The organism is Bacillus sp. AK25 (genome assembly GCF_048270685.1).
GTDB classification, from domain to species: Bacteria; Bacillota; Bacilli; order Bacillales; family Bacillaceae; genus Bacillus; species Bacillus altitudinis.
Map to the genome: position 1 here is coordinate 3,030,093 of NZ_JBLUWC010000001.1, position 22,917 is coordinate 3,053,009.

Consider the following 22,917-nt stretch of genomic DNA (forward strand, 5'->3'; position numbering starts at 1 on the left):
ATCTACTTTGTAAAAATTGTTCGGTACGGTAAAACAGAAGAATCAAACGGCATCAGCATGATGCTGTACAAAATATAGCAAACCGCAATTCCGATATACATAAAGAAATTGGTTCGCTGATCAAAAATCCGTGTGAAATAAGGCAGTAAAATGAGCTGATACAGACCAAAGTAAATATGAAATCTTGCATAAATGACATCCTTCGTTGCAAGGATGCCAAACAAAAATCCAAGCAAGCAAAAATTCACAATATAATCACTCTCTGGCGTCAGCTCACGAAGTCGTTTTCGACAAAAGAACGCAAGCAATAATGGCAAAATCAAGACACCAATTTTCGTCACATTCATTCCATTCGTATTCGTTGTCAGCCACTCCTCGTAATGACCATAAGAACTCCCTTGCAGCATCACGACAAACACGGAGACAAAGCGGTCATACAGAGCGGTTAAGCCTAGAAAAATCATACATAACACAAGCATCATCCAAGACCATGCCTTTGTTCTGACGATGAAATAGACTGGAATCATAATGAGTGCCGAGGAATGAAATAGCGCGCATACAAGTACGAGCGGAAAATACCATTTCCACTGACCTTTGATGACAAACTGGATGGCATAAAAAAGAATCGCTGCCACCATATACTGTCGCATGCCATTAAAGGAAGCGTAATAATGAAATGTGCCGAGAAATAGCAGCATACTAAGCTCAAATGGCCGTCCATATCGCACAAGTGTTTTGATAATAAAAAAATAGGTGATGATCCCAACTGTGATATACATGATTTGCGGCTCATGTGATAGTTGATTGAGCATCCATAAGATCAATGTAAAGCCCGGATCAGTGGCGGCCTTGTCTACACCGAATCCGAAAATATGCCAAGGCTTGTCATAGTTGACGGAGAACTCATACATTTGTCCATAGGTGACGAAATCAGTTCCTACTTTGTAGCGTATGCCCGCCACAATACAAAGAAATAAAAACGGAAAAAACACCAGAAGCTTGTTCGGCCGCCAGCCGCTTTGTATGGTATCATCACGTCTGCCATAAAATGCAGCAAAGCTCGACCATAAATAGACCATGATCATGTTCACCAAATAAACCGCCATCTGCCAAACCTTCCTTACAATCCATACACATTCATCACACGGGTGATGTTCTGTTTCACATCAAATCCTCTAAGGCCAAGCTGAGAAATAATCGTCTCCTGAAGAGGAGGGTCTGCATGGTAGGCTTCTAGTATGGCTTTCATCCACTCATGTGCTGAATCTTGCAAGGATTTCCGTTTCACAAGCCCACAACCTAAATCGACTTCCTTTGTGATATGATCTGAAATCACACATGGGAGTCCAGATGCCTGCGCTTCCACTAATACGAGCGGAAGACCTTCAAACAAAGACGGCATCACAAACACATCAAATGCTTTCATATACTGCGGAACCTCTGAGACAACGCCCGTAAACACAATGTCTTCCATTAGTCCTGCTTTCACTGCATACGATTCAACCACTGGCCGGAGCGGCCCATCTCCTATGAGAACTAGCTGAAAGGAGACCCCTTGTTTTTTCAGTGTCTGCGCTAATTCGATGAAAAAAACATGGTTTTTCTGCTCATGAAATCGGCCAATATGTCCAATGATCAGTTTTCTCTCGTGAAGATGGAGGTCTTTTTTCATCTTCACCTTCGCTTCTGGCTCCAACTGAAAAAAAAGGTCCAAATCAATCCCATTTGGCAAAATGTCCACTCGTCCATCGTGCATTCTTTTTTGTCCAAATAAAAAGACACCGGCATCTTCACCGCATGCAACGAGCTGCGTAGAAAAGGCAAAGATCAGCTGACGAAATCCTTTGAGCATCAAATGATCAACCCGGCTAGGAGACTGTTTCCAAGCCGTATTATGTGAATGGCAAATGCGTATCTTCACACCTGCCAGTTTCGCAGCAAGGGCAGAAAAGCCCGTTTGAAAATCTGTATGTGCATGCACCGCCTGATAAGGTCCCGTTTGCTTGATCGTCTTCGTCAACGTTTGGACAAACGTCCATGGAGAGGACGATCCAATACTTGGGACATAAAAAATCCGCCCGCCAAGCTGACGAATTTCCTCATCGTAATCACAAACATCCTCCCGGTGGGTAATGAAATCAAATTGAAGAACATTCCGGTCGATTGCACGATAGATATTCATGATCATCGTTTCTGCTCCGCCTCTGTTCATTCCGCCCACAACATGAAGTACACGCTTTGGCTCACTCATCCCGAATCGTCCTCCTTTTCACCATAGATCCTCCAAGTTTCCGCTGATGATAAAACCTCATGATCTTTGGTGACATACAGGCACGGATGACCGGCTTAAGCGCAAAGAGATAATCAAACGGCGACAATTTTAATTGCTTGCATGCTTTTAACACAAGCCAGGCATTGTCCATTGAGTATCGGAATTTCCGGCGCTGAAAGGCCGCTTCATCCTCCCTTACAAGGTATAAGGGCTCTTGCAGATTAAAGCCTTTTCTCCCCGCAGCAAAAAAACGAATCCAAAGATCGATATCTTCCATCCGTCTAGTTGTTTTGACAGAACGATAGCCATTTAAAGCCTTGTAGGCAGACGCTCTCATCATAATCGTTCCATGACAAAAAGGCGTTCCTCTTGCTAGCACCCTTCGATCAGGCTCTGAGACAAGTGCTCGAACACCCTTCGTCCCTGACTCATCAAACACCGTCATCGCCGTACCAACTACATCATATTCCGGATGTGCATCAAGGAAACGAACCTGTTTTTCTAATCGTGTAGACACCGATATATCGTCGCCATCCTGTCTTGCAATCAGTTCTCCATTCGTTTCAGTGAGACAACGATTTAAACTGGCGGCAAGTCTTTGATTGTGTTCATTTCGGATGAGGCGAATTCTATCGGGTTCACGCATGGTATAGTGCAGCACTTTTTCATAGGTGCCATCTGTTGATGCATCATCACATATGATGAGCTCCCAGTTTTCATAGGTTTGACGGAGAATCGATTCAATGCTTTCTTCTACTGTCTCTTGGCAATTGTAAACACCCATGATAATCGATACTTTCGGCTGACGCATGCTCACATCACCTTCTCTTTTTGATCCATATAAGCTGTGTAAATTTCCTCCATTGCACTTACCGTCTGCTCCTGTGCAAATGCGTGAGCCATAGAACGTCCCGCTTTCCCCATTAGGTGAAGCTGGTCCTTTTTATGATAGAGCTGCTGTAAATAAACGGCTAAACCATTCACATCATGCGGTTTGACTAAAAAGCCGTTCACTCCATGTTTGACAAGCTCACAATGCCCTCTATTTTCTGTTGCAATCACCGGCTTTTCAGCAGACATCGCTTCAAGCAGATTCATCCCAAGTCCTTCTCTCAAGCTGGTTGATACACATACATCGCTCATATGCATCCAATCTTCGATATGTTTGCAAAATCCCGCAAACTGTACATGTTCCTCAAGATTCAGCTGACAGACCAGCTTTTCATAGGACGACCGACTTGTCCCTTCTCCAGCAAATACAATTTTCACTTGTGGTATATTCCGATACACCTGCGCGCAAGCTTTGATGAGCATTCCTTGATTTTTATTGTCATTTAATTCACCCGCACACAGCACGATAAAATCTTGCGTGGTAAAACCATATGCTTTGCGAAGGCGGTCTTTTTCTTTGCCATCAACTGGTGCAAATCGCTTCATATCGACACCCATACCGGGAACATAATGCACAGCCGCCTTCTCTTTTGACAGACGATCGGCTCTTTCATAGTCTTCTCCATTAATGGTGATGAGTGCATCTGTATATTGAACGAGCCATCTCTCAACTGGATAATAAAGCAGCCAATTTTGAAGCGGTGCCCCCTTCCAAAAGTGAAAGCCATGCGCTGTGTAAAGAACTTTCGTCCCTTTTTTGCGCGTCTCTTTGGCTGCTAGCCTGCCAATGACACTCCCCATCGGTGTGTGACAATGGATGAACTGATAATGCTCTTTTTCTAACAGCTTTTTCAGCTCCACATAAGCAAGCCGGTTGTGCAGATGAAAAGGGGAACGCTGAATCGGAATGGAATGCGCTTGATCCACATACGGCAGCTCCAGCTGGCCATTTGCCGCTGTATGCACTTCCCATCCTTGTTCCTGAAACCACCTGAAATACGGGAGATGGAACGCCTTAAAATGATAATCAACCGTTGCGCAAAACAAGACTTTTTTCTTCATTAGCAAGTGGCTCCTCCTCTCGTTGCATCGGTTCAGGCAATACATCATGCGACTCAATGGCGGCAAATAAGGCCTGTCTTAATTGATCGTCACTCATCATGTTAAATTCGTGAATAAAGCGGTTCAGCACATACGGATCTCCATCCAAGGCATGGCCGATATGGATTTTTGGGAAAATTTGCTCCTGTGCTTTTTCATGCTGGTTGAGTAACTCCTCGTACATTTTCTCTCCGGGACGAATACCCGTAAATGTGATTGGAATCTGGTCTGTGGTGTAGCCTGAGAGGTGAATGAGGTTTTCTGCGAGGTCGACAATTTTGACTGGCTCCCCCATATCTAAAACAAAAATCTGCCTTCCTTCTGCTAGTGCACCAGCTTGAATAACAAGCCTTGATGCTTCTGGTATCGTCATAAAATATCTTGTCATGGCTGGGTGCGTGACAGTCACTGGCCCACCTTTTTCAATTTGTTTTTTAAAGATCGGAATGACACTGCCCCGGCTTCCGAGTACATTCCCAAACCGGACGGCGACAAATTTCGTTTCACTGCTTGCCCCCATTTGCATAATCACCATTTCAGCAAACCGCTTTGTCGCTCCCATCACATTGGCAGGGTTGACCGCTTTGTCAGATGAGATGAGGACAAATGTTTCAACTCCGTGCTCATGTGCAGCTTCTGCCACATTTTTTGTCCCGATAATATTGTTTTTCACCGCTTCTTTCGGGCTGATTTCCATGAGCGGGACATGTTTATGCGCGGCGGCATGATAAATCATATCCGGCTGAAAATGCCCAACGATTTCACTCATTTTTTGTTTATCTTGAATATCCGCAATTTGTGGATATAGGCTAATGCTGTCTCCATACAATTCTTTCAGCTCTAGTAAAATAGAATGAATGCTAAATTCTCCATGTCCCACAAGCACAATCGCCCGAGGGGAAAATACACAAATTTGACGACAGATTTCTGACCCGATGGACCCGCCAGCTCCTGTCACCATAATCGTTTTTCCTTTTAGGTGAACGGATAGACGGCTTGTATCTAATTGAATCGGCTCTCTTCCAAGCAAATCCTCTGGCTGAACATCCCGCAATTGATTGAGCGCATGGGTTCCTTTTAAAATCTGTTCCATTTCCGGCATAATCTGTGTTTTGATTCCAGTCGCTACACATTCCTTATATAGTCCTTTTAATGTGTGACTGCTTTTGGATGGAATGGCGATAATGATTTTTTGAATATCCATCATCGCAACAGCCGTTTGAATATGTTCTTTTCCCCCAAGAACAGGCAGCCCCATAATTTCAAGCTTATGCTTTGTTTTGTCATCATCAATGAAAGCGACCGGCTCAATATGTACATCACTCGACTGCTGAAGCTGACGAACGATAATGGTCCCGGCTGATCCAGCGCCAATGATTAGTGCCCGCTCCTTTTCAACTTGATACCGCTTCGCACCATCATGAAACAGCCTGGATGCCATACGAGATGCACCGATGAATAACACATGGAAAAGCCAGACAATAAATAAAAAGCGAAATGGCCATGTCTGCACAAAAATGTACAGCATCGTCATGGAAAATAAAAATGAACACGCAAAGGTCTTCATTAAAGAAAATAGCTCTCTAACCCCTGTATAGGCCCATACTTGCTTGTACACGTGAAAAATATACGAAAACAAATGGTGCCCGATCAGTAGACTGAGCGAAGAAATGACGAGCATTTCAAATGTATATACTGTTAACGCTGCCTCTTGGACAAATTGAAAGCCAAAAAAGACGGCAACTAAAATGAGATATGAATCTAGTGCCACGATGATTGATAATCTTTGGGCGTAAGTCAACGCTCCTCCCCCTTTTTAAAGCATCACTATTCTTACGTAAAATGGGCATCAAACCCGTCCTCACATCCCACTACCGATGACGAGCATCTAAGGCATATGTCATGCCCACAGCAGGATCGAGTGCCTCCGTTGTTAAAGATTAGGAGACATCACCTATCAATCTCTTTAATACATATAGTGCCTTCCCTTTTTCACTTTCTTGCCATTTAGCATCGCCCCAAGCAGTTTCCCTGTCGTCCCCTCTAATACTTCTTTTGATTTCTTCACAGCGGCAATCTTCGTTTTACCGCTTAAAACCACAAGAATGCTTCCATCCGTTCGGTTCGCTAATATTTTGGCATCGGCTACAGGCAGAAGCGGTGTGGAATCCACAATCACCATGTCATACTGCTGCTCAATCTCGTAAAATAGCTGCTTCATCACAGAGGAGGAAAGCAGCTCAGCGGGATTTGGCGGAATGGTCCCACTCGGAAGCAGCTCTAAATGCTCAATCGGAGTAGGCAAAATGGCTTCCTCCAAACTGCAATTATTTAATAGCACATTGGTCAATCCGGTGTGCGGGCTTAGATCAAAATATTCATGAATGGCTGGTTTACGTAAATCAGCATCCATGAGCAAAACCCGTTTTTTCTGCTGTGCAAAAACAGCTGCCAAGTTTGCAGCCGTAAATGATTTTCCTTCCTTCGGCAAGGAGGATGTAACCAATATCGACTTCAGCCTCGTTTGAATCGACGTGAATTCGATGTTCGTTCGGATCGTTCGGAATTGTTCCGCAATGACAGAGTGAGGATTTAATACAGAAATACAGGATAAATCTCTTTTTTCTCGTTTTTTCCTCTTAAAAATCAATGTTCTGTCCTCCCGTTATGACGGACTGCTTGTCTTTTTTTGCCCTCCTGTCTGCATGCATCTGATAGACACTGCCGAGCGACGGCAATCCGATCTCTTCTCTTATTTGATGTGTTCGTTTTACCGTATCATCGAGTAAATTCATTAAGAAAATGAGTGTCATTCCCCCTAATACAGAGGCGCCTAGTGCCAGAACGATGTGAACGAATTTACGTGAGTTCATCAGTATCGTGTTGGACAGCTTGGCTTCAGACAAAACATTAATGCGATCCATATTCATGGTTTTTTTGATTTCTTCTTGCAGCACCTCTGTGGCTGTATTCGCAATGGCTACTGCCTTCGCTCGGTCCTCATCTTGTACAGAAATATTTATGACCTCTGACTCATTTTCTGTACTTGTGGCAATTTTGTGTTTTAATCCTTCAGCCGATTCTGTAAGATTGAGTGTTTCTTTTACTTTTTCAATGACGATTGGACTTTTTAATAGGACTTGAAAGGTACGTGTATATTGAAGGTTCATCTGAATATCGTTTAAATTCGCTTGTGCATCACTGCTTCGTTTATGAACAAGAATTTGAGTGGTTGCCTGATATACAGGAGTCGAGACATAGAACTGATAGTAGGCTGAAATGCCCGTTACGATCAGGACAATCAGGATCAGAAGGGCCATTTTCTCTTTTATGACAGAAAACAGCTGCTTAAAACCTATATTCTCATTCATAGATACCTCCCGATTTCATCATAAAAAGGTTATATATGGTTTCTTTTTGTTAATGATTGGATTATAAAAGATAATACCCGCAAAGAAAAATGTCATAATAGGTCTTATAGTTCTTTTTAAAGAACGAAATCGTTCGTTTTCTTTTGTTTACTTCCTGTTTCTTACGTTTTTGAATTTTATAAAGAACAATTTATTTCTTATAATGAACGAAAAGGTCGCAGAACGATTCGCCGGGGAGAAGGGAGATCATATATCGAATGATTGGAAAGGTGATACGCATTTACCGAAAGAGGAAAGGATACTCAATCCAGCAGTTGGCTGAAGATGCCCATGTCTCTAAATCGTATTTGAGTAAAATTGAGCGTGGTGTCCACCGAAATCCATCTGTCCAGTTTTTAAAAAAGGTATCCTCATCACTAGACATTGATTTACAAGAGCTGTTTGATGCAGAAACGATGATGTTTCATTACGCTGAGGGCGGTGAACAGGAGTGGCGGGATCATATCGTTCATGCCGTCCAATCCGGCATGCCTAAAGAAGAACTGTATCAGCTGCTCCAAACCTACAGAAAGGAGCAGGAAGGAAAGACGTTACATGTCCATCAGAGAAAGCTGACCGACTCAAATATGTCAGAATGGAAGCGTCTCATGAGTGAAGCAAAGGCCATTGGCTTAACCATCGAGGAAGTGAAAGCGTTTCTTACCAATATGGGAGAACACCGGGCGTAAGCCACTGAGATCAAACCAATTTGCGGGGAGAGGCGCTTGTCGCTTCGATGAAATAGAGCCTTTTTGCATGAAAAGGCTCTGTTTTCTATTATTCTTCTTTTTTGGTTCGTGCTTTTTTCGTAATATCATTGTTCTTCCAATAGGCCCATAGTGATGTGATGCCAAGAAAGGCTAACGTAATGAATTGTTGCACACCTTCTTCATCAATTGGAATTGGGCTTTTTCCTGCAGCAGTGAGAGCGCTGTTCACAAGTGCCAATAAAAGCAGCACAAGCCTCGCAATAGTGCCTGCACTAATTTTTTGAACCTTCAACTGTAACCCCTCCCCTTATCCTTTCATACGGGCGATACTGCTCGTTCCCTCTCATATGTATGCAAAAAGCGAATGAATAGAAGAACGAATCAAAAAAAGAGACATCATTCCTATATGCGGAATGATGCCTTGATTTATGTGCTGTTTATTTAGAGAACATCTTTTTTGCTTCATCCATTGCCATTTTGTTGCCTAGAGCTGAATAATCAAGCCATGGCTGATCGGCAATCGGATAGACTTGGTTTTTCTTCACGGCTTTTAGGCCTTTCCAAATCGGTGTCTGCTCTAACTGTTTGAATGCCTGCTGCGCCTTATCATCACGGTTCACGACGACAAAAATAGCATCTGCATCAAAGTCAGGAAGCACTTCTTGAGAAATGACTTCAAATGGACGTTTGCTGTCCAGTTTTTTCACACCATCTACAGGTGTCAGTCCTAAATCATCGTATAAAATTGGCCCCATCGGACGTTTCATACTAAATACTCGAAGCTCTTTTGCTGTTACACGAATTGCCATCACTTTTCCATTTCCAATCTTTTTCTGGATGAGTGATTTGACTTCTTTTGCTTCTTGATTGTAGTCCTTAATATATTGATCGGCTTCTTTTTCTTTATTGACGAGCTTGCCGATTTTTTTCAAATGATCACGCCATGTGCCATCATTTAAATTAAACACTTCGGTTTTGGCGATTTTCTTGTATTTTGATAAGTCTTGTCCAGCCAGTTCTTCATCGACGTAAATGACATCTGGTTTTAAAGCAAGCAATGACTCCATATCAGGATCTGCTGCAATGCCTAGCTTTTTCGTCTGGCTGAGTTGCTTTTTCGCATGTGGAAGGAAATCTTTTAAGTCTCCCCCTACAACAGAGCCAGCAGGTTTTATCCCGAGTGCTAATAAGTCATTTGTTAAATGAATCGACAAGGACGCAATCTTAGGTGTTCCGTTTTCATCTTGATTTGTTGTCTTCTTTGTTTCCTGTTGACCACAAGCGGCCAGAATCAAGAAACAGAGCGTTAAACCAAACACAAGTACTTTTTTCATGATGAGTTCCTCTTTCTTATTTTGTTTTTGTTAGTAAATAGAGAAAATAAGGTGCTCCGATAAAAGCCACAACCACACCCGCTGGGATGGCATTTGGGGCAAATATGGAACGTCCGAGTGTATCAGCACTGACCAAAATCAACAGCCCAAGCAAGGCGCTTACTGGTAAAAAATATTGGTGCAGTGAGCCGACAAGACGCCTCGCCAAATGAGGTGCAACAAGGCCAATAAAACCAATTCCGCCTGTCATCGATACACTTGCACTCGCTAGACCAACAGCTAAGGTGAGTAGCAACAGACGTTTACGCTGTACACGTACGCCAACACTTGAGGCGACGGCATCACCTAACGTTAACGCATTGAGTGTGCTGGACTGCATGAGCGTAAGCGGGACAAGACATACGATCCAAGGCAGGAGCGCAAGTACATGAATCCAGTCTCTTCCCCATACATTTCCCACAAGCCACCTTGAAGCGAAGGTGTATGTATCTTCATCCAGTTTCAATGACAAATATAAAGTCAATGCACTAAACCCCGCAGCTACGGCAATTCCGACAAGGATCAGCCGGATAGGCACAAGCCCTTCATGCCTGTCGTACGCAAGAAGAACGATGACTGCCGCCGCAAGAAGACCTCCACCAAACGTAAAGAGCGGAATGAGTAAAGATGGATTTCCTTCTAGTACGTGAAAATACGTCACAAAGATGATTAAGCCGAATGCGGCTCCTGCATTCAGACCAATAATCCCAGGATCGGCAAGTGGATTGCGGGATAAACTCTGCAAAATGCCACCTGCGATACCTAGACCTATTCCAGCTAGTATCGTCACGACGATTCGAGGCAGACGATAATCAAACAGCACCGTCTCACTTTGGAAATCTCCAAAGCCAAATAACGTTTTGACGACAACGAGAGGACTGAGTTTCAGCGTGCCGGTATTTAAACTATACAGCACGACAGCCGCACTCAGACAAAGCAAAACGGCTGTCACGACAAGAGCACGCCGTTTCTCTTTCATGACAGGTTCCTCCCTTCTTTTCTGGCAATATATAAGAAGAAAGGAACACCAACAAGTGCCACCATGACGCCAATTGCAAGCTCTCTTGGCGGATTTACTGTCCGGCTGGCAAGATCAGCGAAGACGAGAAGCATTGCGCCTAAAATCGCTGACATCGGAATGACGAAACGATAATTGACCCCGACCAGCTTTCGTGCAATATGCGGAATGACAAGCCCGACAAACCCAATAGACCCAACCGCCGATACAGACACGCCTGCCAGCAGAACCGCAGCTGCCATACCTAGTATTCGCACTTGCCGGGTTTTCACCCCTAAATTCGCAGCTACATCTTCACCAAGTGATAATAACGAGAGGGATCGTCCTAATAACATCGCCCAAACGATGACAATGAGAATGACTGGAGCAAGGATCATCAGCTGCGGCCATTTGACACCTGCCACACCCCCTGCATACCAAAAAGCCAGATCCTGACTGAGATCAAAGTAAATGGCGATACCCGAGCTTAGCGCATGCAGCAATGCGGCAACAACAGCTCCAGCTACAGTGAGCCGAAGTGGGGTCAGCACGCCGCCAGCCGCCCCAATGGCAAAGATCAGCAGTGTACTGAGAACGGCACCAAAAAAAGAAAATAACATCAATGCCGAATAAGGCATTCCTGGAAAAAAAGCAAAACAGAGAGCGACTACAAACATCGCACCGCCGTTAATGCCTAATATCCCCGCATCTGCCAGCGGATTTCTTGTAATGCCTTGCATCAGCGCACCTGCCACAGCAAACGCCGCTCCAACAAGCGCCGCTCCTAGCACACGAGGAAGCCTTAATTCATGAATGATCTGCTGCTCTGTCACATGAGACTGATAGTCAAACACAGCTGTCCAGACCGTTTGCAAAGACAATGACTTTGCACCGTAGGAAACAGCCAAAAACATAGCCGCCAATAAACCAATGACAGCGAGAAAAAACAATAAAAAGAACAAAATAGGTGATGATCGTTTTTGTTGAGATGATCGTTTTTGTTGAGATGTTCGCTTATCCGGCAAAATCGGTGTCATCCTTTTCTTCATTAAAAGTCAGTTTGAAAATGAGAATCATAATCATCAAAATTATAGCCGTCAGCCTCTGAAAAATCAATGTACGGCTCAATTTTTTAATTATTGAAGGTATTGGTAGACGGCAAATAAGAGAATTCTTTCCTTCTGCTTTTTCTCGTTCTGAAAGACCCATCATTTTTTACAGTAGTTTAATAGGAAAATAGTTGACATTCCGCATGAAAATCCCCTAAAATTACAAAAGTAAGTCAAATGTTATAAAAATATTACAAACAGATGTCAAAGGAATAAAGAATGACCCGTCATGAGAGGAGAATTGAAAGTTGTGTCAGTAAAGGGAAAATGGAGTATCATCCTAGTTGCGCTTGCCATCGTCATTGGAGCAGTTGCATTCTTTCAAAATCAGCAAGCAAGCGGTACAGAGAAGAAAAATGTGAAGCAGGATACGAATTATAAAAATGTTGAAATTGTCACTCTTGTAAATGACGGGAAGTTTATGAGATATGCGGTGAACTATCCACTTTTTCATCAAAAAAAGCTAGATGACAAGATTCAAAGCTATGCGAATTCAGCATTAGAGCATTTCAAAAAGACATTTAGTGAAGCAAAGGACATTGATGAAAACAAACGGTTTGAACTGAATATTGACTATGACATGGTGCACTATGCAAAACAATCTGCGGCCATTTATTTTACGACCTACACATATACAGGTCAGCAAAATGGGACCACTCATCACGTCACAATCAATTTCGATTTTCAGAAAAAAGACTTTCTTGACACAAAAGATTTATTTCAACCAAAAAAGGACTATTTGAAAAAATTATCCTATATTACATACACGGAGCTTAAAAAAGATAAAACCTTGTCTAAGGATCTATCACTCCTTCAAAAAGGAACAGCCCCTACTGATCAAAACTTCAGTCAATTCGCCTTAAAAGAGAAATATATAGAGTTCTATTTCCCAGCTTCTCAAGTAGCTGCAAAGGACTTAGGTCCGCAAACGCTGGCGATCAAAAAGACGCTGCTAAAAGATATCTTGAAGCCGGAATACATGAATAAGACCAAAAATCAGAATGAAATCAAAGAACCGAATCCAAAAAGAAAAGCCGTCAAGCTGCCGCAAAAACCAAATCTTAATCCGAATAAAAAAGCCATCGCACTCACATTCGATGATGGTCCAAACCCAGCCACAACTTCAACCATTTTAGCAGCGCTGAAGGAAAATAAAGGACACGCCACCTTTTTCGTATTAGGAAGCAGGGTTCAGTATTATCCTGGAATGCTTGCCGACATTTTAAAGGGCGGAAATGAGATCGGAAACCATTCATATAACCATCCTTTATTAACGAGACTCCCTCTAAAAGAAGCGGTCAAACAAGTAAAAGACACGCAGAAACTGATTGAAAAGGCCAGCGGTTATACTCCTACGCACTTTAGACCGCCATATGGAGGAACAAATCCCGACATCAATCAAGCGGTGGGCATGAACGTTTCATTGTGGGATGTCGATCCTGAAGACTGGAAAATTCGCAACAGCCAGCAGATCACAAACCATGTTCTCTCACATGCAGCAGATGGCAAAACCGTACTCATGCACGATATTTATGACAGCTCTGCTCGAGCAGCAGTGAAGATCATACATGAACTCACCAAACAAGGCTACCAGCTTGTCACAGTCAGCGAACTTGAACAATTGAAAAAAGAACGAAACGAACAGACCCCTGTGCAGTAGACACAGGGGCTTTTTTTTATGACTCTAACAACTTCTTTCTTTTTAACAATGCTTGAAACGTCTCTTCAAGCTCATGAGAAGGCTCGATGCTTAAACGACTGAGCACTTCAGACAGCTGCATATCAATCAGCAGGAGCTCTTCTTCTTTCTTTGTAGCAGCTGGCTTTTCTTCCTTTTGTTTATATTCTTCATAGGTGCCATCAAACCGTTCAATGGTACCCTCGTGCACATGAAGAATACGAGTAGCCACCTGCTCAATGAGCCTCCTGTCGTGGGAGACAAACACAACTGTGCCCGGGTAATCTTTTAAAAGTCCTTCAAGCGCTTCTACTGCCGCAAGGTCTAAAAAGTTCGTCGGTTCATCAAGCATCAGAACATTGGCATCACTGACAAGCAACTTTGCAAGCATCGTCTTCACCCGTTCCCCGCCGCTTAATACGTTCGTCAGCTTATACACATCGTCTCCCCGAAACCCAAGTCTCGCTAAAACGGTGCGAACGATCGTCTCATCTTGAATCGCCTGTTCCAGTGCATTTTGTAAGATCGATTCATCTAGATTCAGTCCTGAAAGATCTTGGCTGAAATAATCAATCTTCACGGCTTCTGAACGAAAAATCCCGGGATGTCCTTTTACAAGCATTCGGAGAAATGTCGTTTTACCGCTCCCATTCTTCCCAATGATCGCGACTTTGTCTCCGCCTCTCACTTCTACATTCGCCTTTTTCCAAAGGACTTTATCTCCTGCCTTGCCATCTACATGTTCGACACGAAAAATGGTGCGGCTTGCCACTTCCTTCATGGTGTGCTGCGTCATTTGAAGAGGCTGGGCTTCCTTTACCTTCTCCACCTTTTCTAATTTCTCCATTCTTGTTTCAATAGATTTGGCTGTTTTTTGAAGCTTTTTTTGCTTGTTTGCATAATAAGGCTTTGCAATTTTAGGCCCCGAGGATTTCAGCTTTGGAGATGGCTTTGTCGCTTTGTCGGCTTTTTTCATTTTCTTTTGCAGTGCATGTTCTAACTGTTTTTTCTTCTGGGTATACGCCTCGTACGCCTCCACTTGCTGGCGATGTTCGAGTTCTTTTTGCCGGGCAAAATCGCTGTAGTTGCCTTTGTATAGTTTGAGTTTCCCATCCTCCAATTCCCAAATGTCTGTACATAACGCATCTAAAAAAGCACGGTCATGCGAGACGACAATCAGAGCACCTTGATGATAACGAAGCTTTTCTTCTAGCCACTCAATATGCTCCGTATCTAAGTGAGTCGAGGGTTCATCGGCTAATAAAAGGGCAGAAGGCCGGCTTAAAGCTCTTTCAATATAAGCTTGTGTCATCTCTCCGCCACTTTGTCTGCCATCTCCTGTCTTTAGTTGAGGAAGCAGCGTACAAGTTGTAGTGTGTGCAAATGTGCCGCTGTCTGGTTTTTCCCTCCCCGCCAGTACATGGAGCAATGTCGTTTTCCCACTGCCATTCGTTCCCACAAGGCCGATTCGGTCCCCTTGATGAATGGCCAGCTCCTCTATATCAAATAACAAGCGATCCTTTCTAAATACTTTTAATTGGTGGGCTCTCAGTAACATACAACCCTCTCCTTTCGTATCAGGAGACATGAAAAAGCCTCCCATTCTCAGAATAGGAGGCAAAATGGTGTACAAAAATAAGCGTATCGATACAGAAAGAATAACATGTGGTTCATCAAATGAGCACACATATCCCCCGTATCCATCACTTCAATCTTTGATTCCCAAGCTGTACCATCCTATTCCGAAGCTAAAAAATGAAAACGCAGCAAACATAGCAACACATATCGTTTGCTCACTGCCTTCGTTCTTTCATTTTGCTTACAGGTCATAGGATTAGTACTTCATTGCATTGGGTCACCCTTCCGTCGTTTGTTACGTATACGATAAAAGATTGGTTATTTTTTGTCAAGTTGAAAAGGCATGAGTGAGTCTATTAGCTTGAGCGTAAATGGATGAGTCGCTTCAAACAGCTGGTCACTTTTACATTCTTCCACAAGTTTTCCCTCATGTAAAAAAAGAAGTCGATCACATAAAAAAACGGCTGCCTCTATATCATGGGTAATCATGAGTATGGTCATATCTAACTCTTGCTTTAATGTCTCAAGAAGCTCCAATATTTGAACTTGGACAGAAACGTCAAGTGAGCTAAGGACTTCATCTAAGATGAGAATGGCTGGATTCGTCGATATGGCTCTTGCTATGCATACACGCTGGAGCTGACCGCCGCTTAGCTGATGAGCATATTGATTTAGCAAAGACGATGGAAGTCTTACTTGCTTGAGCAGGGACAACACTTTTTGGTTCACATCCATGTTTCGCTTTATTATTTGCATGGGTTCTGCTATGATCTCTTTCACTGTAAAGGAAGGATGGACAGAAGATAGATAATCCTGAAAAACAACACTCATTTTCCCCCGGTTCATCTTACGCCATGTATGAGCTGGCCATCCATCTATCTTTATCTCTCCGCTGTCTAATGTTTCTAAACCAAGCAGTGTACGTGCTATTGTACTTTTACCACTGCCACTCTCACCGACTAACCCGACACATTCACCCTCTCCAATCTGAAATGAAACCTGAGCTATGCGTGCTATGGATTCCTCTTTATGAAAAAAGCGTCCTTTATCTTCTCCATGTTTAAGTAGTTGATTTGCTGTGATCAGCATGGGAATACCCTCACTCTCTTCTGCTGCCTCAGTGCTTCAAGGGGTGCCGATAAGCGAAGCCTCGTTTCTAGTAAATGCCTCGTTTGAGGATGCTCAGGTGATGTAAATATCTCTTTTGCATGACGATGCTCAAGCATCTTCCCTTGGTGCATCACCAACAATTCATCAGCGATTGCCTGAACGACGCCTAAATCATGCGAAATGATGATCAAGGCAGCTCCTGTTTCTTCTTTCAGCCTCTGTAATTGTGTGATGACTTCGCGCCGGTTATATGCATCTAATGATGCTGTAGGCTCATCGGCAATGATCACGTCAGGAGAAAGCATGATCGTAATGGCAATCACGACACGTTGAAGCATTCCTCCCGACAGCTCATGAGGATATTTTTTCATTAACATATGCGGATTGTTTAAATGGACACGTTCTAGCCCAGTGATCGCATGTGCTGTCCCTTCTTTTCCACGTAAACCCAAATGCCGCTGGAACGTTTCAAGTATTTGATGACCAATTGTTTCAATTGGATTGAACGCATTCATAGCATCTTGTGGAATGTAGCCAATTCGCTTTCCTCTCCACTGCTGTGAAGTCTGACTTGTCAATTTTTCACCGTCAAACAAAATGGTCCCAATCATCTCTAGCGAAGGAGGGATAAGGCCAATTAATGCTTTTGCAACGGTTGATTTTCCGCTTCCACTTTCTCCAATAACGCCTAAACAACGTTGTCTATGTAATGTAAACGTGATATTTGCCGCCAAATCCTTTTGTTGAATCGGATCATGTACGGACAGGTTTTTTATCTCGATGAAAGGCAAACCGTCTCCCCCTTTTTTTGTTGCTAAGATGCATGGCAGGGTTCATGACCTGCTGAAGACTGTCTCCTAAAAAATTCAGTGCCATGACCACAAATAAGATCGCAAGTCCAGGCGGGAGCATATGAGCCGGGTGCGTCACCATGACATTCTTCGCCTCGTTGAGCATCATGCCCCATTCCGGTGTAGGTGCACTCACACCTAATCCAAGAAAAGACAGAGCAGAAATATTTAAAATGACCCAGCCTGCGTCAAGTGTAGCAAAGACAGCAATCTCTCCTGAGATGCGAGGAAATAGATGTTTTCGAAGGATATAAAAAGGTGAACCCCCAGATACTTTCGCAAACTGAACAGATGGTTCATTCGTATATTGCAGGACTGACGAACGAATCATCCTTGTATACCAAGCCCATTTTGCAAGGACATTGGCCAAAATAATATTGAAAAGCCCAGGTCCCATAATGCCCACAACGGCCAAAATCATCACCTCTGCTGGAAATGACAGCATGACATCACATATTCTCATTAGAGCTCCATCAACTTTCCCTCTAAAAAAGCCAGCTACAAGTCCAAGTATCGTGCCAATGAACATCGTGATACACATTGTCAGCACGGCAGCAAGCATCGTTGTCCGAATACCATATAAGAGCCGGGACAATACGCATCTCCCCAGCTGATCGGTTCCGAGGGGATATGTTAGACTCACACCAGCATATTTTTGAAGAATGTTCGTGTCAGTTGGGTCATGCGGCGCTAGAAACGGTGCAAACAGCCCAGCTAATGTGACAAGTACCAAAAGCCAGATAGACAGAATAGCCATTCGATCTTTTCTTAATTGATTCCATACGATCAAATTTTTTAGACCTCCTTTCTTAACTGCGGGTTCATGATCATTTGTATGACATCAGCAACGAGGTTGCACACAACGAACAGGCATCCCATCACAAACAAATAGGCTTGAATAATAGGGAAATCGGCATGAAAAATAGCTGTTACACACAAACGGCCAACCCCTGGCCAAGCAAAGAGATTTTCAATAATGACGGTTCCTGCAATGAGCTTTGGTACTGACATACCGAGTGCTGTTACTGCTAGTTGAAGGGCATGTCTCATCACCTTCAATTGAATGGTTCGTTCCTTTAAACCACGAGCTCTTGCATAAAAAACAAAGGGCTCGTGCTGAAACTTTAGGATTTGATTTCGAATGAGTCTCACATAGGTCGATAAGTAGCCAAGTGATAAAGTCATCGCTGGCAAAAGAATCGATTTAAATCCTTCCATTCCACTCGTGTTGACCCAGTTAAATTTGACTGAAAAAAGCCAGATAAACAAAATGCCCAACCAAAAACTAGGCATGGAAGCTGCAATAAACACAAATGCTCTCACGATTCGATCCAACCATGTATGTGCCGCATATGCACACAGCATTCCGAATAACAAACTCAGCACAATAATAAACAAAAGGGACATCCCTGCAAGCTGTAAAGTCGCAGGAAGTGCTTCCATCATCAGGTCAAGTACAGGCTCATGTGTGACATAACTACTGCCAAAATCACCTGTTAATCCGTCTTTAAGCCATGTGACATAGCGTATGAAAAACGGTTGATCTAAGCCTAGCTCTTGACGCATAGATTCAATCATCTCTTCCGTTGGGGTTACTTGGTTCACACGTAAAGCGACCTCAGCTGGATCACTCGCACGCATCGCAAGTAGCACAAACGCAAAAAACGTAATGAATACAATGAGCGGCAAAAGAAGGAATAATCGTTTTATGATATAGCGTGTCATGTCTCAGCCTCCGATTTATGACGAAAAATACATTCGATCAAAGGGAATTTCATACTGAGATACATGAAAATCTACACCTTTGAGGCGCTTATTATAAACGGCCTTTGTCACAGAATAGGAAATAGGGATATACACATTTTCATCATGAATATACGTCAAAATATCTCGGTACATTTGTGCCCTCTTTTGCTCACCCGGCTCCACCAATACTTTCGTAATGGTCTCATCCAGCCACTTTTTCTTTTTCAATCCTAACTGAGCTTGATAATCAGCATGGGATGCAACACGGAATGAAGAGACGTATGTTTGAGGGTCATAAGGAAGTCCCCAAGATAGAGAGTACATAAGATCAAACTTTCCTGTTTTTTGACGATCTAAAAATGCCTGTTTTTCTTCACCTCTAATATCCAGCTTGATTCCAACCTGCTTGAAGTCCTGCTGAATCGATTCACTAATCGTTCTTTCACCTGCATTATCCGAATTATAATAAATGGTCACGCTGAGCGGCTTGTCTTTTTGATAGCGATAGCCGTCTTCTTTTAGCTTCCAGCCTCCCTCATCTAATAATGCCTCTGCTTTCTTTTTTTGATAGGTTTTCTTTTTAAGCGGAATATTTGCGTAAGGGACTGATGGGGCGAGCAGTGTATGTGCCACCTGTTCAGTTCCATTTAAAATCCCTTCTGTAATCATCTCTTTTTGAATGGCATATTGAAATGCTTCTCTTACTTTTGGATCTTGTGTTATTGGTTGATTGGAGTTGATCACAATAGATCTTGATCCAACAGGAGGACTCACGGTTACCCCATATTGACCAGCTTCTTTTAAAGCCTGAAATGAATCTCCGTCGATCATGTCACCATCAGCTCCAAATAAGAGGTCGATCTCCCCTTTTTGCAGAGCGAGTAAAATCGTTTGGTGATCCGGCATGACCTTCCATTTCACTGTTGAAATCTTTGGCTTCTTTCCCCAATAGTGATGATTTACTTCAAAAATGGCATATTGATTTTTCTTATGTTCCTTTAACACATAAGGACCTGTACCTGCATAACCTTTGACGCCTTTTGATGTGGTGCCATCAATAAAGCTTTTGGGAGAAATAAAACGGAATGGACGTGTTAAACCAAGTTCTTCTAATGTTGGATAATAGGGCTCCTTCAATGTGAGAACAAATGTATGTTCATCTACAGCCTTTGTGGATTTAATTTCTGACACGAGATTGAGCCAAGCATTTTTTTCAATATTTTTGACAACTGCATCAATATTCATTTTGACAGCCTTCGCATTAAATGGCTCACCATCTGAAAAAGTCACGTTTTCTCGAAGATGAAATGTGTAGGTTCTTCCATCTTTAGAAATATCCCAGCTTTGGGCCAGGGCAGGTTGAATGCCTTTTTCCGTATTCACAACAAGCGATTCAAACACCATATTTTGAGCGGCCATCTCCCCGCCATATAGATGGGGATTAATGTCTCTTATATCTTTTGTACTTGCATACACCAGTTCATCATCTTCTCTTCCACTTAAACTGGAAGAGGTCTTATTTTCAGAACAAGATGCCAATAGAAAACAAGCCATGACTGAAAACAGCATCAAGGTATATGTCACAAAGGACTGCTTTTTCTCGTCCTTTTTCTTTATGTAAACAGGTTGATGATTCATATGTACTTCCCCCAAATGTTCATTTTATCGTAATCATTACGATTATTAATCGAAATGATTACGAATTGAATATTAGCATACAGATCTGGGAAATACAATGTCTTTTTTCACCGAAAAAACAGACTCATGATTGAGTCTGTTTCGCTTGCATAAACTGATCAATGACACGTAATGCTTTTTCTGTTCCACCTGCTGTTTGGAAACTTTCTTCAATCTTTTCAATCCCAGCACGATATGTGTCACTTCCGAGTACACTCTCTACAGTATCTCTCAACTGCTTTGCTGTCAGCTGGTCTTTATCGAGTGCACGAGCAGCAGAGAGATCCGTCAATCTTTTTGCCACCATCGGCTGATCTTTGTCAACCGGGATGACAACCATTGGAACATGATAATGAATACCTTCATTGACACTGTTCATCCCGCCGTGGGTCACAAACACATCTGTCAGTTCAAGGACTTCAAGCTGCGGCACATAAGGCTCGATAAGAAAATGAGATGGCGCTTCTTTTAGGAGAGACATGTCGATTTTTTCACCAGTTGCGAGAATCACTTTTCCATCAAAGTCGGCAAAAGCATCAATACACATGTTAAAGAATGCTTCAGTATCTCCAAGAACCGTTCCCATTGAAATAAAGACAACCTTCTCCCGCTCAAGCGCTTCTAATGGGAAATCGTGCTGGTCAGCACGTTTTAGAAAGCTCGGTCCAATGAAGACAAACGAATCATCCAATGCATCAACAGACGGCTGAAAATATTCACTTGTATACACCATATTCAGTTCTCCGCGGTTTTTCATGAATTGCATCAAATGGGTTGGCTGAACGCCAAAACGTTCATGTATTTCTTCTAACAGATGAGCCGCCTTCTCATCTTTTCTGTATAGAGGTGTATCAAAATGTGCCTCTTGCAGCACAAAAGAAGGATTCGAACCGATGCCTGGAATCTGTAAGTAATCCCGCACAAGCTCACCTGCTCCAAACATATCAAAATAGACCAAATCAAACGAATGCTGTTGAGAAAGAGTTTCCACTACTTCTAAAATGTCTAATGACGTTTGTAGCATGGCATGAAAAAATGGCTGCATGGATTCCAAATTGTCTTCTTCCACACTTAATGTTCGAATATAATCTGGATGTATATGTATGTGAGCGCCTAAGCGTTTGATCCGTTTTTGATAATGTTCAGTTGTGACCACATGCACTTCATCACCTCGATCAACAAATGCTCTTATCATCCCTAACATTGGGTTCACATGTCCTTCAGCTGGGAACGTAATCATTAAAACCTTCGCCACAAGAATCCTCTCCTTATTGTAAATTCTCTTCCATGTTAATCTTATACAGTGATCGGGCTCAACAAATACGCCTGAAAAGGGCAGAAATGAGTCTTATGGCTAGTAATTTTAAGAGGTTATCAAAAAAAGACAAAGCCCTCTCTTCAAGGGCTTTGTCTTTTTTCTATTAATTTTTGAGCAGCATTTGTTTAAACGCAGCAGACTGTTTTTCTATTGAAATCGGATCAGCATAGATAAATTCATTGATTGAATAGGTTAGAACATGTCCTTGTTTCACTGCTTTATTTTTCTTCCATACACCGCTGCTTGTGATATCAAAATTTGGTGCTTTTCCATCCTTTGTTGGTACAAGTAAATAGTCGCCAGTATACTCGTTCATCTCTTCTAATGAAATGCCGAGATACCCTTCTTTTGGAAGAGCTTTTTCTGCCTTTTCAGGCAAGCTGAACCCATAGCCTTGATAGATGACTGCCCCGCCGCGGCCAAAGTCTGTACCAAATAAGTATACTTGCTTTGGTTCGACGTCCATAATAGAGAACGTCTTGTCATCACCAATTTTTGCTTTAATCTCTTTGCCATCTTTCTTCAGCTGCTCGTCCATTTGTTGTACTTGTTTTTTCGCTAACGCTTCTTTTCCAAGAATCTTTCCGATTTCAATATGCATCTCTTTGAAGCTATGTTCACTTGTTGTGAAAGTAATTGTTTTTGCGATCTTTTTATATTTTTCAACTTGATCATTTTGTGAATAAGCAATGATGAGATCAGGCTTCAGTTTGGCGATTGCCTCCACATTTTCTATCGGCACCCTCTTCACACCTGTTTCATCTAAAAAGGATGATTTAGGATAAACATCTGTCATGCCAACAGGTGTCACACCTAACTTTTTAAAGTTTCCAAGCTGTGCTGTTAACACAACAATTCGTTTCGGCTTGTCAGGAATGGTGATCTTTTCACCCGTTTCAGTTGTATATGTACGAGTATTTGATTCTTGTTCTTTATTGTCTTTCTGCCCGCAAGCCACCAACAATACTGCCAGCAGACTCATAAGCCACATCATTTTTTTCACTTGCGAAACCACCTTTAATTGATAATGATTATTAATTATAGCATAAATAGTGTGGTGTAAATGACCGCTAAAAAACACTTTCTATAGATAGTT

Annotated in this window: 21 protein-coding genes; 2 read left to right on the forward strand and 19 right to left on the reverse strand. The window is 42.6% G+C overall.

Going from position 1 to position 22,917, the window contains the following annotated elements:
- Positions 1–2: 2 nt before the first annotated feature.
- The 7 genes from ACNO7B_RS15805 to ACNO7B_RS15835 form a co-directional block, all read right to left on the reverse strand.
- Positions 3–1,106, reverse strand: coding sequence for an EpsG family protein (locus ACNO7B_RS15805; RefSeq protein WP_024719852.1), 1,104 nt, complete (start codon positions 1,104–1,106; stop codon positions 3–5).
- Positions 1,107–1,120: 14 nt separating this feature from the next.
- Positions 1,121–2,251: a glycosyltransferase family 1 protein gene (locus ACNO7B_RS15810; RefSeq protein WP_368004343.1), complete on the reverse strand. Its 1,131-nt coding sequence runs from the start codon at positions 2,249–2,251 to the stop codon at positions 1,121–1,123.
- Positions 2,244–3,083 (reverse strand): glycosyltransferase family 2 protein, encoded by an 840-nt coding sequence (locus ACNO7B_RS15815; RefSeq protein WP_017368088.1) that lies wholly within the window; start codon positions 3,081–3,083, stop codon positions 2,244–2,246. The genes ACNO7B_RS15810 and ACNO7B_RS15815 overlap by 8 nt, the downstream gene beginning before the upstream one ends.
- 2 nt (positions 3,084–3,085) lie before the next feature.
- On the reverse strand, positions 3,086–4,225 hold the full coding sequence (locus tag ACNO7B_RS15820) for a glycosyltransferase family 4 protein (protein ID WP_410684418.1): 1,140 nt from the start codon (positions 4,223–4,225) through the stop codon (positions 3,086–3,088).
- A complete protein-coding gene (locus ACNO7B_RS15825; protein ID WP_417901689.1) occupies positions 4,191–6,065 on the reverse strand; it encodes a polysaccharide biosynthesis protein in 1,875 nt (624 codons plus the stop codon). The genes ACNO7B_RS15820 and ACNO7B_RS15825 overlap by 35 nt, the downstream gene beginning before the upstream one ends.
- 165 nt (positions 6,066–6,230) lie before the next feature.
- A complete protein-coding gene (locus ACNO7B_RS15830; protein WP_008347761.1) occupies positions 6,231–6,914 on the reverse strand; it encodes a CpsD/CapB family tyrosine-protein kinase in 684 nt (227 codons plus the stop codon).
- Positions 6,904–7,635 carry a YveK family protein gene (locus ACNO7B_RS15835; protein ID WP_007500132.1) on the reverse strand — a complete coding sequence of 244 codons (732 nt, stop codon included), beginning with the start codon at positions 7,633–7,635 and terminating at the stop codon, positions 6,904–6,906. Before ACNO7B_RS15835 ends, ACNO7B_RS15830 begins: the two co-directional genes overlap by 11 nt.
- Before the next feature lie 257 nt (positions 7,636–7,892).
- Here ACNO7B_RS15835 and slrR point away from each other — a divergent pair, with 257 nt between their 5' ends.
- A complete protein-coding gene (gene slrR, locus ACNO7B_RS15840) occupies positions 7,893–8,363 on the forward strand; it encodes an HTH-type transcriptional regulator SlrR (protein WP_045034019.1) in 471 nt (156 codons plus the stop codon).
- Between the two features lie 88 nt (positions 8,364–8,451).
- On the opposite strand, the gene ACNO7B_RS15845 is transcribed toward slrR, so the two are convergent.
- The 4 genes from ACNO7B_RS15845 to ACNO7B_RS15860 form a co-directional block, all read right to left on the reverse strand.
- Complete coding sequence (locus ACNO7B_RS15845) at positions 8,452–8,676, reverse strand: phage holin (protein WP_008347764.1); 225 nt, start codon at positions 8,674–8,676, stop codon at positions 8,452–8,454.
- A 145-nt stretch (positions 8,677–8,821) separates the two neighbouring features.
- Positions 8,822–9,718, reverse strand: a complete 897-nt coding sequence (locus ACNO7B_RS15850; RefSeq protein ID WP_007500130.1) for an iron-hydroxamate ABC transporter substrate-binding protein — start codon at positions 9,716–9,718, stop codon at positions 8,822–8,824.
- A gap of 16 nt (positions 9,719–9,734) precedes the next feature.
- Positions 9,735–10,736: a FecCD family ABC transporter permease gene (locus tag ACNO7B_RS15855; protein ID WP_017368092.1), complete on the reverse strand. Its 1,002-nt coding sequence runs from the start codon at positions 10,734–10,736 to the stop codon at positions 9,735–9,737.
- Complete coding sequence (locus ACNO7B_RS15860) at positions 10,733–11,803, reverse strand: FecCD family ABC transporter permease (protein WP_417901690.1); 1,071 nt, start codon at positions 11,801–11,803, stop codon at positions 10,733–10,735. The genes ACNO7B_RS15855 and ACNO7B_RS15860 overlap by 4 nt, the downstream gene beginning before the upstream one ends.
- A gap of 310 nt (positions 11,804–12,113) precedes the next feature.
- Between ACNO7B_RS15860 and ACNO7B_RS15865 the strand changes: the two genes are divergently transcribed.
- A complete protein-coding gene (locus tag ACNO7B_RS15865; RefSeq protein ID WP_417901691.1) occupies positions 12,114–13,523 on the forward strand; it encodes a polysaccharide deacetylase family protein in 1,410 nt (469 codons plus the stop codon).
- A 16-nt stretch (positions 13,524–13,539) separates the two neighbouring features.
- Here the strand turns inward: ACNO7B_RS15865 and abc-f are convergent, their stop codons facing one another.
- The 8 genes from abc-f to ACNO7B_RS15905 all read right to left on the reverse strand — a co-directional run bounded on the left by abc-f (position 13,540) and on the right by ACNO7B_RS15905 (position 22,815).
- Positions 13,540–15,099, reverse strand: a complete 1,560-nt coding sequence (gene abc-f / locus ACNO7B_RS15870; protein WP_417901692.1) for a ribosomal protection-like ABC-F family protein — start codon at positions 15,097–15,099, stop codon at positions 13,540–13,542.
- Positions 15,100–15,437: 338 nt separating this feature from the next.
- Positions 15,438–16,208, reverse strand: coding sequence for an ABC transporter ATP-binding protein (locus ACNO7B_RS15875; RefSeq protein ID WP_410684411.1), 771 nt, complete (start codon positions 16,206–16,208; stop codon positions 15,438–15,440).
- On the reverse strand, positions 16,202–17,020 hold the full coding sequence (locus ACNO7B_RS15880) for an ABC transporter ATP-binding protein (protein ID WP_410684409.1): 819 nt from the start codon (positions 17,018–17,020) through the stop codon (positions 16,202–16,204). Before ACNO7B_RS15880 ends, ACNO7B_RS15875 begins: the two co-directional genes overlap by 7 nt.
- Positions 16,983–17,870 carry a nickel/cobalt ABC transporter permease gene (gene opp1C / locus ACNO7B_RS15885; protein ID WP_046527393.1) on the reverse strand — a complete coding sequence of 296 codons (888 nt, stop codon included), beginning with the start codon at positions 17,868–17,870 and terminating at the stop codon, positions 16,983–16,985. The genes ACNO7B_RS15880 and opp1C overlap by 38 nt, the downstream gene beginning before the upstream one ends.
- A gap of 5 nt (positions 17,871–17,875) precedes the next feature.
- On the reverse strand, positions 17,876–18,805 hold the full coding sequence (gene opp1B / locus ACNO7B_RS15890) for a nickel/cobalt ABC transporter permease (protein WP_410684408.1): 930 nt from the start codon (positions 18,803–18,805) through the stop codon (positions 17,876–17,878).
- A 15-nt stretch (positions 18,806–18,820) separates the two neighbouring features.
- Positions 18,821–20,464, reverse strand: coding sequence for a nickel ABC transporter substrate-binding protein (nikA, locus tag ACNO7B_RS15895; RefSeq protein ID WP_417901693.1), 1,644 nt, complete (start codon positions 20,462–20,464; stop codon positions 18,821–18,823).
- 124 nt (positions 20,465–20,588) lie between these two features.
- The gene (locus tag ACNO7B_RS15900) at positions 20,589–21,758 is read right to left on the reverse strand and encodes a macrolide family glycosyltransferase (protein WP_243824547.1); all 1,170 of its coding nucleotides are present in this window, start codon (positions 21,756–21,758) and stop codon (positions 20,589–20,591) included.
- 166 nt (positions 21,759–21,924) lie between these two features.
- Positions 21,925–22,815: an ABC transporter substrate-binding protein gene (locus ACNO7B_RS15905; RefSeq protein WP_410684634.1), complete on the reverse strand. Its 891-nt coding sequence runs from the start codon at positions 22,813–22,815 to the stop codon at positions 21,925–21,927.
- Between the last annotated feature and the right edge of the window lie 102 nt (positions 22,816–22,917).

Coding starts and splice junctions, on each gene's coding strand:
- ACNO7B_RS15805 (WP_024719852.1), bottom strand. CDS start 1,106: ATGGCGGTTTATTTGGTGAACATGATCATGGTCTATTTATGGTCGAGC.
- ACNO7B_RS15810 (WP_368004343.1), bottom strand. CDS start 2,251: ATGAGTGAGCCAAAGCGTGTACTTCATGTTGTGGGCGGAATGAACAGA.
- ACNO7B_RS15815 (WP_017368088.1), bottom strand. CDS start 3,083: ATGCGTCAGCCGAAAGTATCGATTATCATGGGTGTTTACAATTGCCAA.
- ACNO7B_RS15820 (WP_410684418.1), bottom strand. CDS start 4,225: ATGAAGAAAAAAGTCTTGTTTTGCGCAACGGTTGATTATCATTTTAAG.
- ACNO7B_RS15835 (WP_007500132.1), bottom strand. CDS start 7,635: ATGAATGAGAATATAGGTTTTAAGCAGCTGTTTTCTGTCATAAAAGAG.
- slrR (WP_045034019.1), top strand. CDS start 7,893: ATGATTGGAAAGGTGATACGCATTTACCGAAAGAGGAAAGGATACTCA.
- ACNO7B_RS15850 (WP_007500130.1), bottom strand. CDS start 9,718: ATGAAAAAAGTACTTGTGTTTGGTTTAACGCTCTGTTTCTTGATTCTG.
- ACNO7B_RS15855 (WP_017368092.1), bottom strand. CDS start 10,736: ATGAAAGAGAAACGGCGTGCTCTTGTCGTGACAGCCGTTTTGCTTTGT.
- ACNO7B_RS15860 (WP_417901690.1), bottom strand. CDS start 11,803: ATGAAGAAAAGGATGACACCGATTTTGCCGGATAAGCGAACATCTCAA.
- abc-f (WP_417901692.1), bottom strand. CDS start 15,099: ATGTTACTGAGAGCCCACCAATTAAAAGTATTTAGAAAGGATCGCTTG.
- ACNO7B_RS15875 (WP_410684411.1), bottom strand. CDS start 16,208: ATGCTGATCACAGCAAATCAACTACTTAAACATGGAGAAGATAAAGGA.
- opp1B (WP_410684408.1), bottom strand. CDS start 18,805: ATGACACGCTATATCATAAAACGATTATTCCTTCTTTTGCCGCTCATT.
- nikA (WP_417901693.1), bottom strand. CDS start 20,464: ATGAATCATCAACCTGTTTACATAAAGAAAAAGGACGAGAAAAAGCAG.
- ACNO7B_RS15905 (WP_410684634.1), bottom strand. CDS start 22,815: ATGATGTGGCTTATGAGTCTGCTGGCAGTATTGTTGGTGGCTTGCGGG.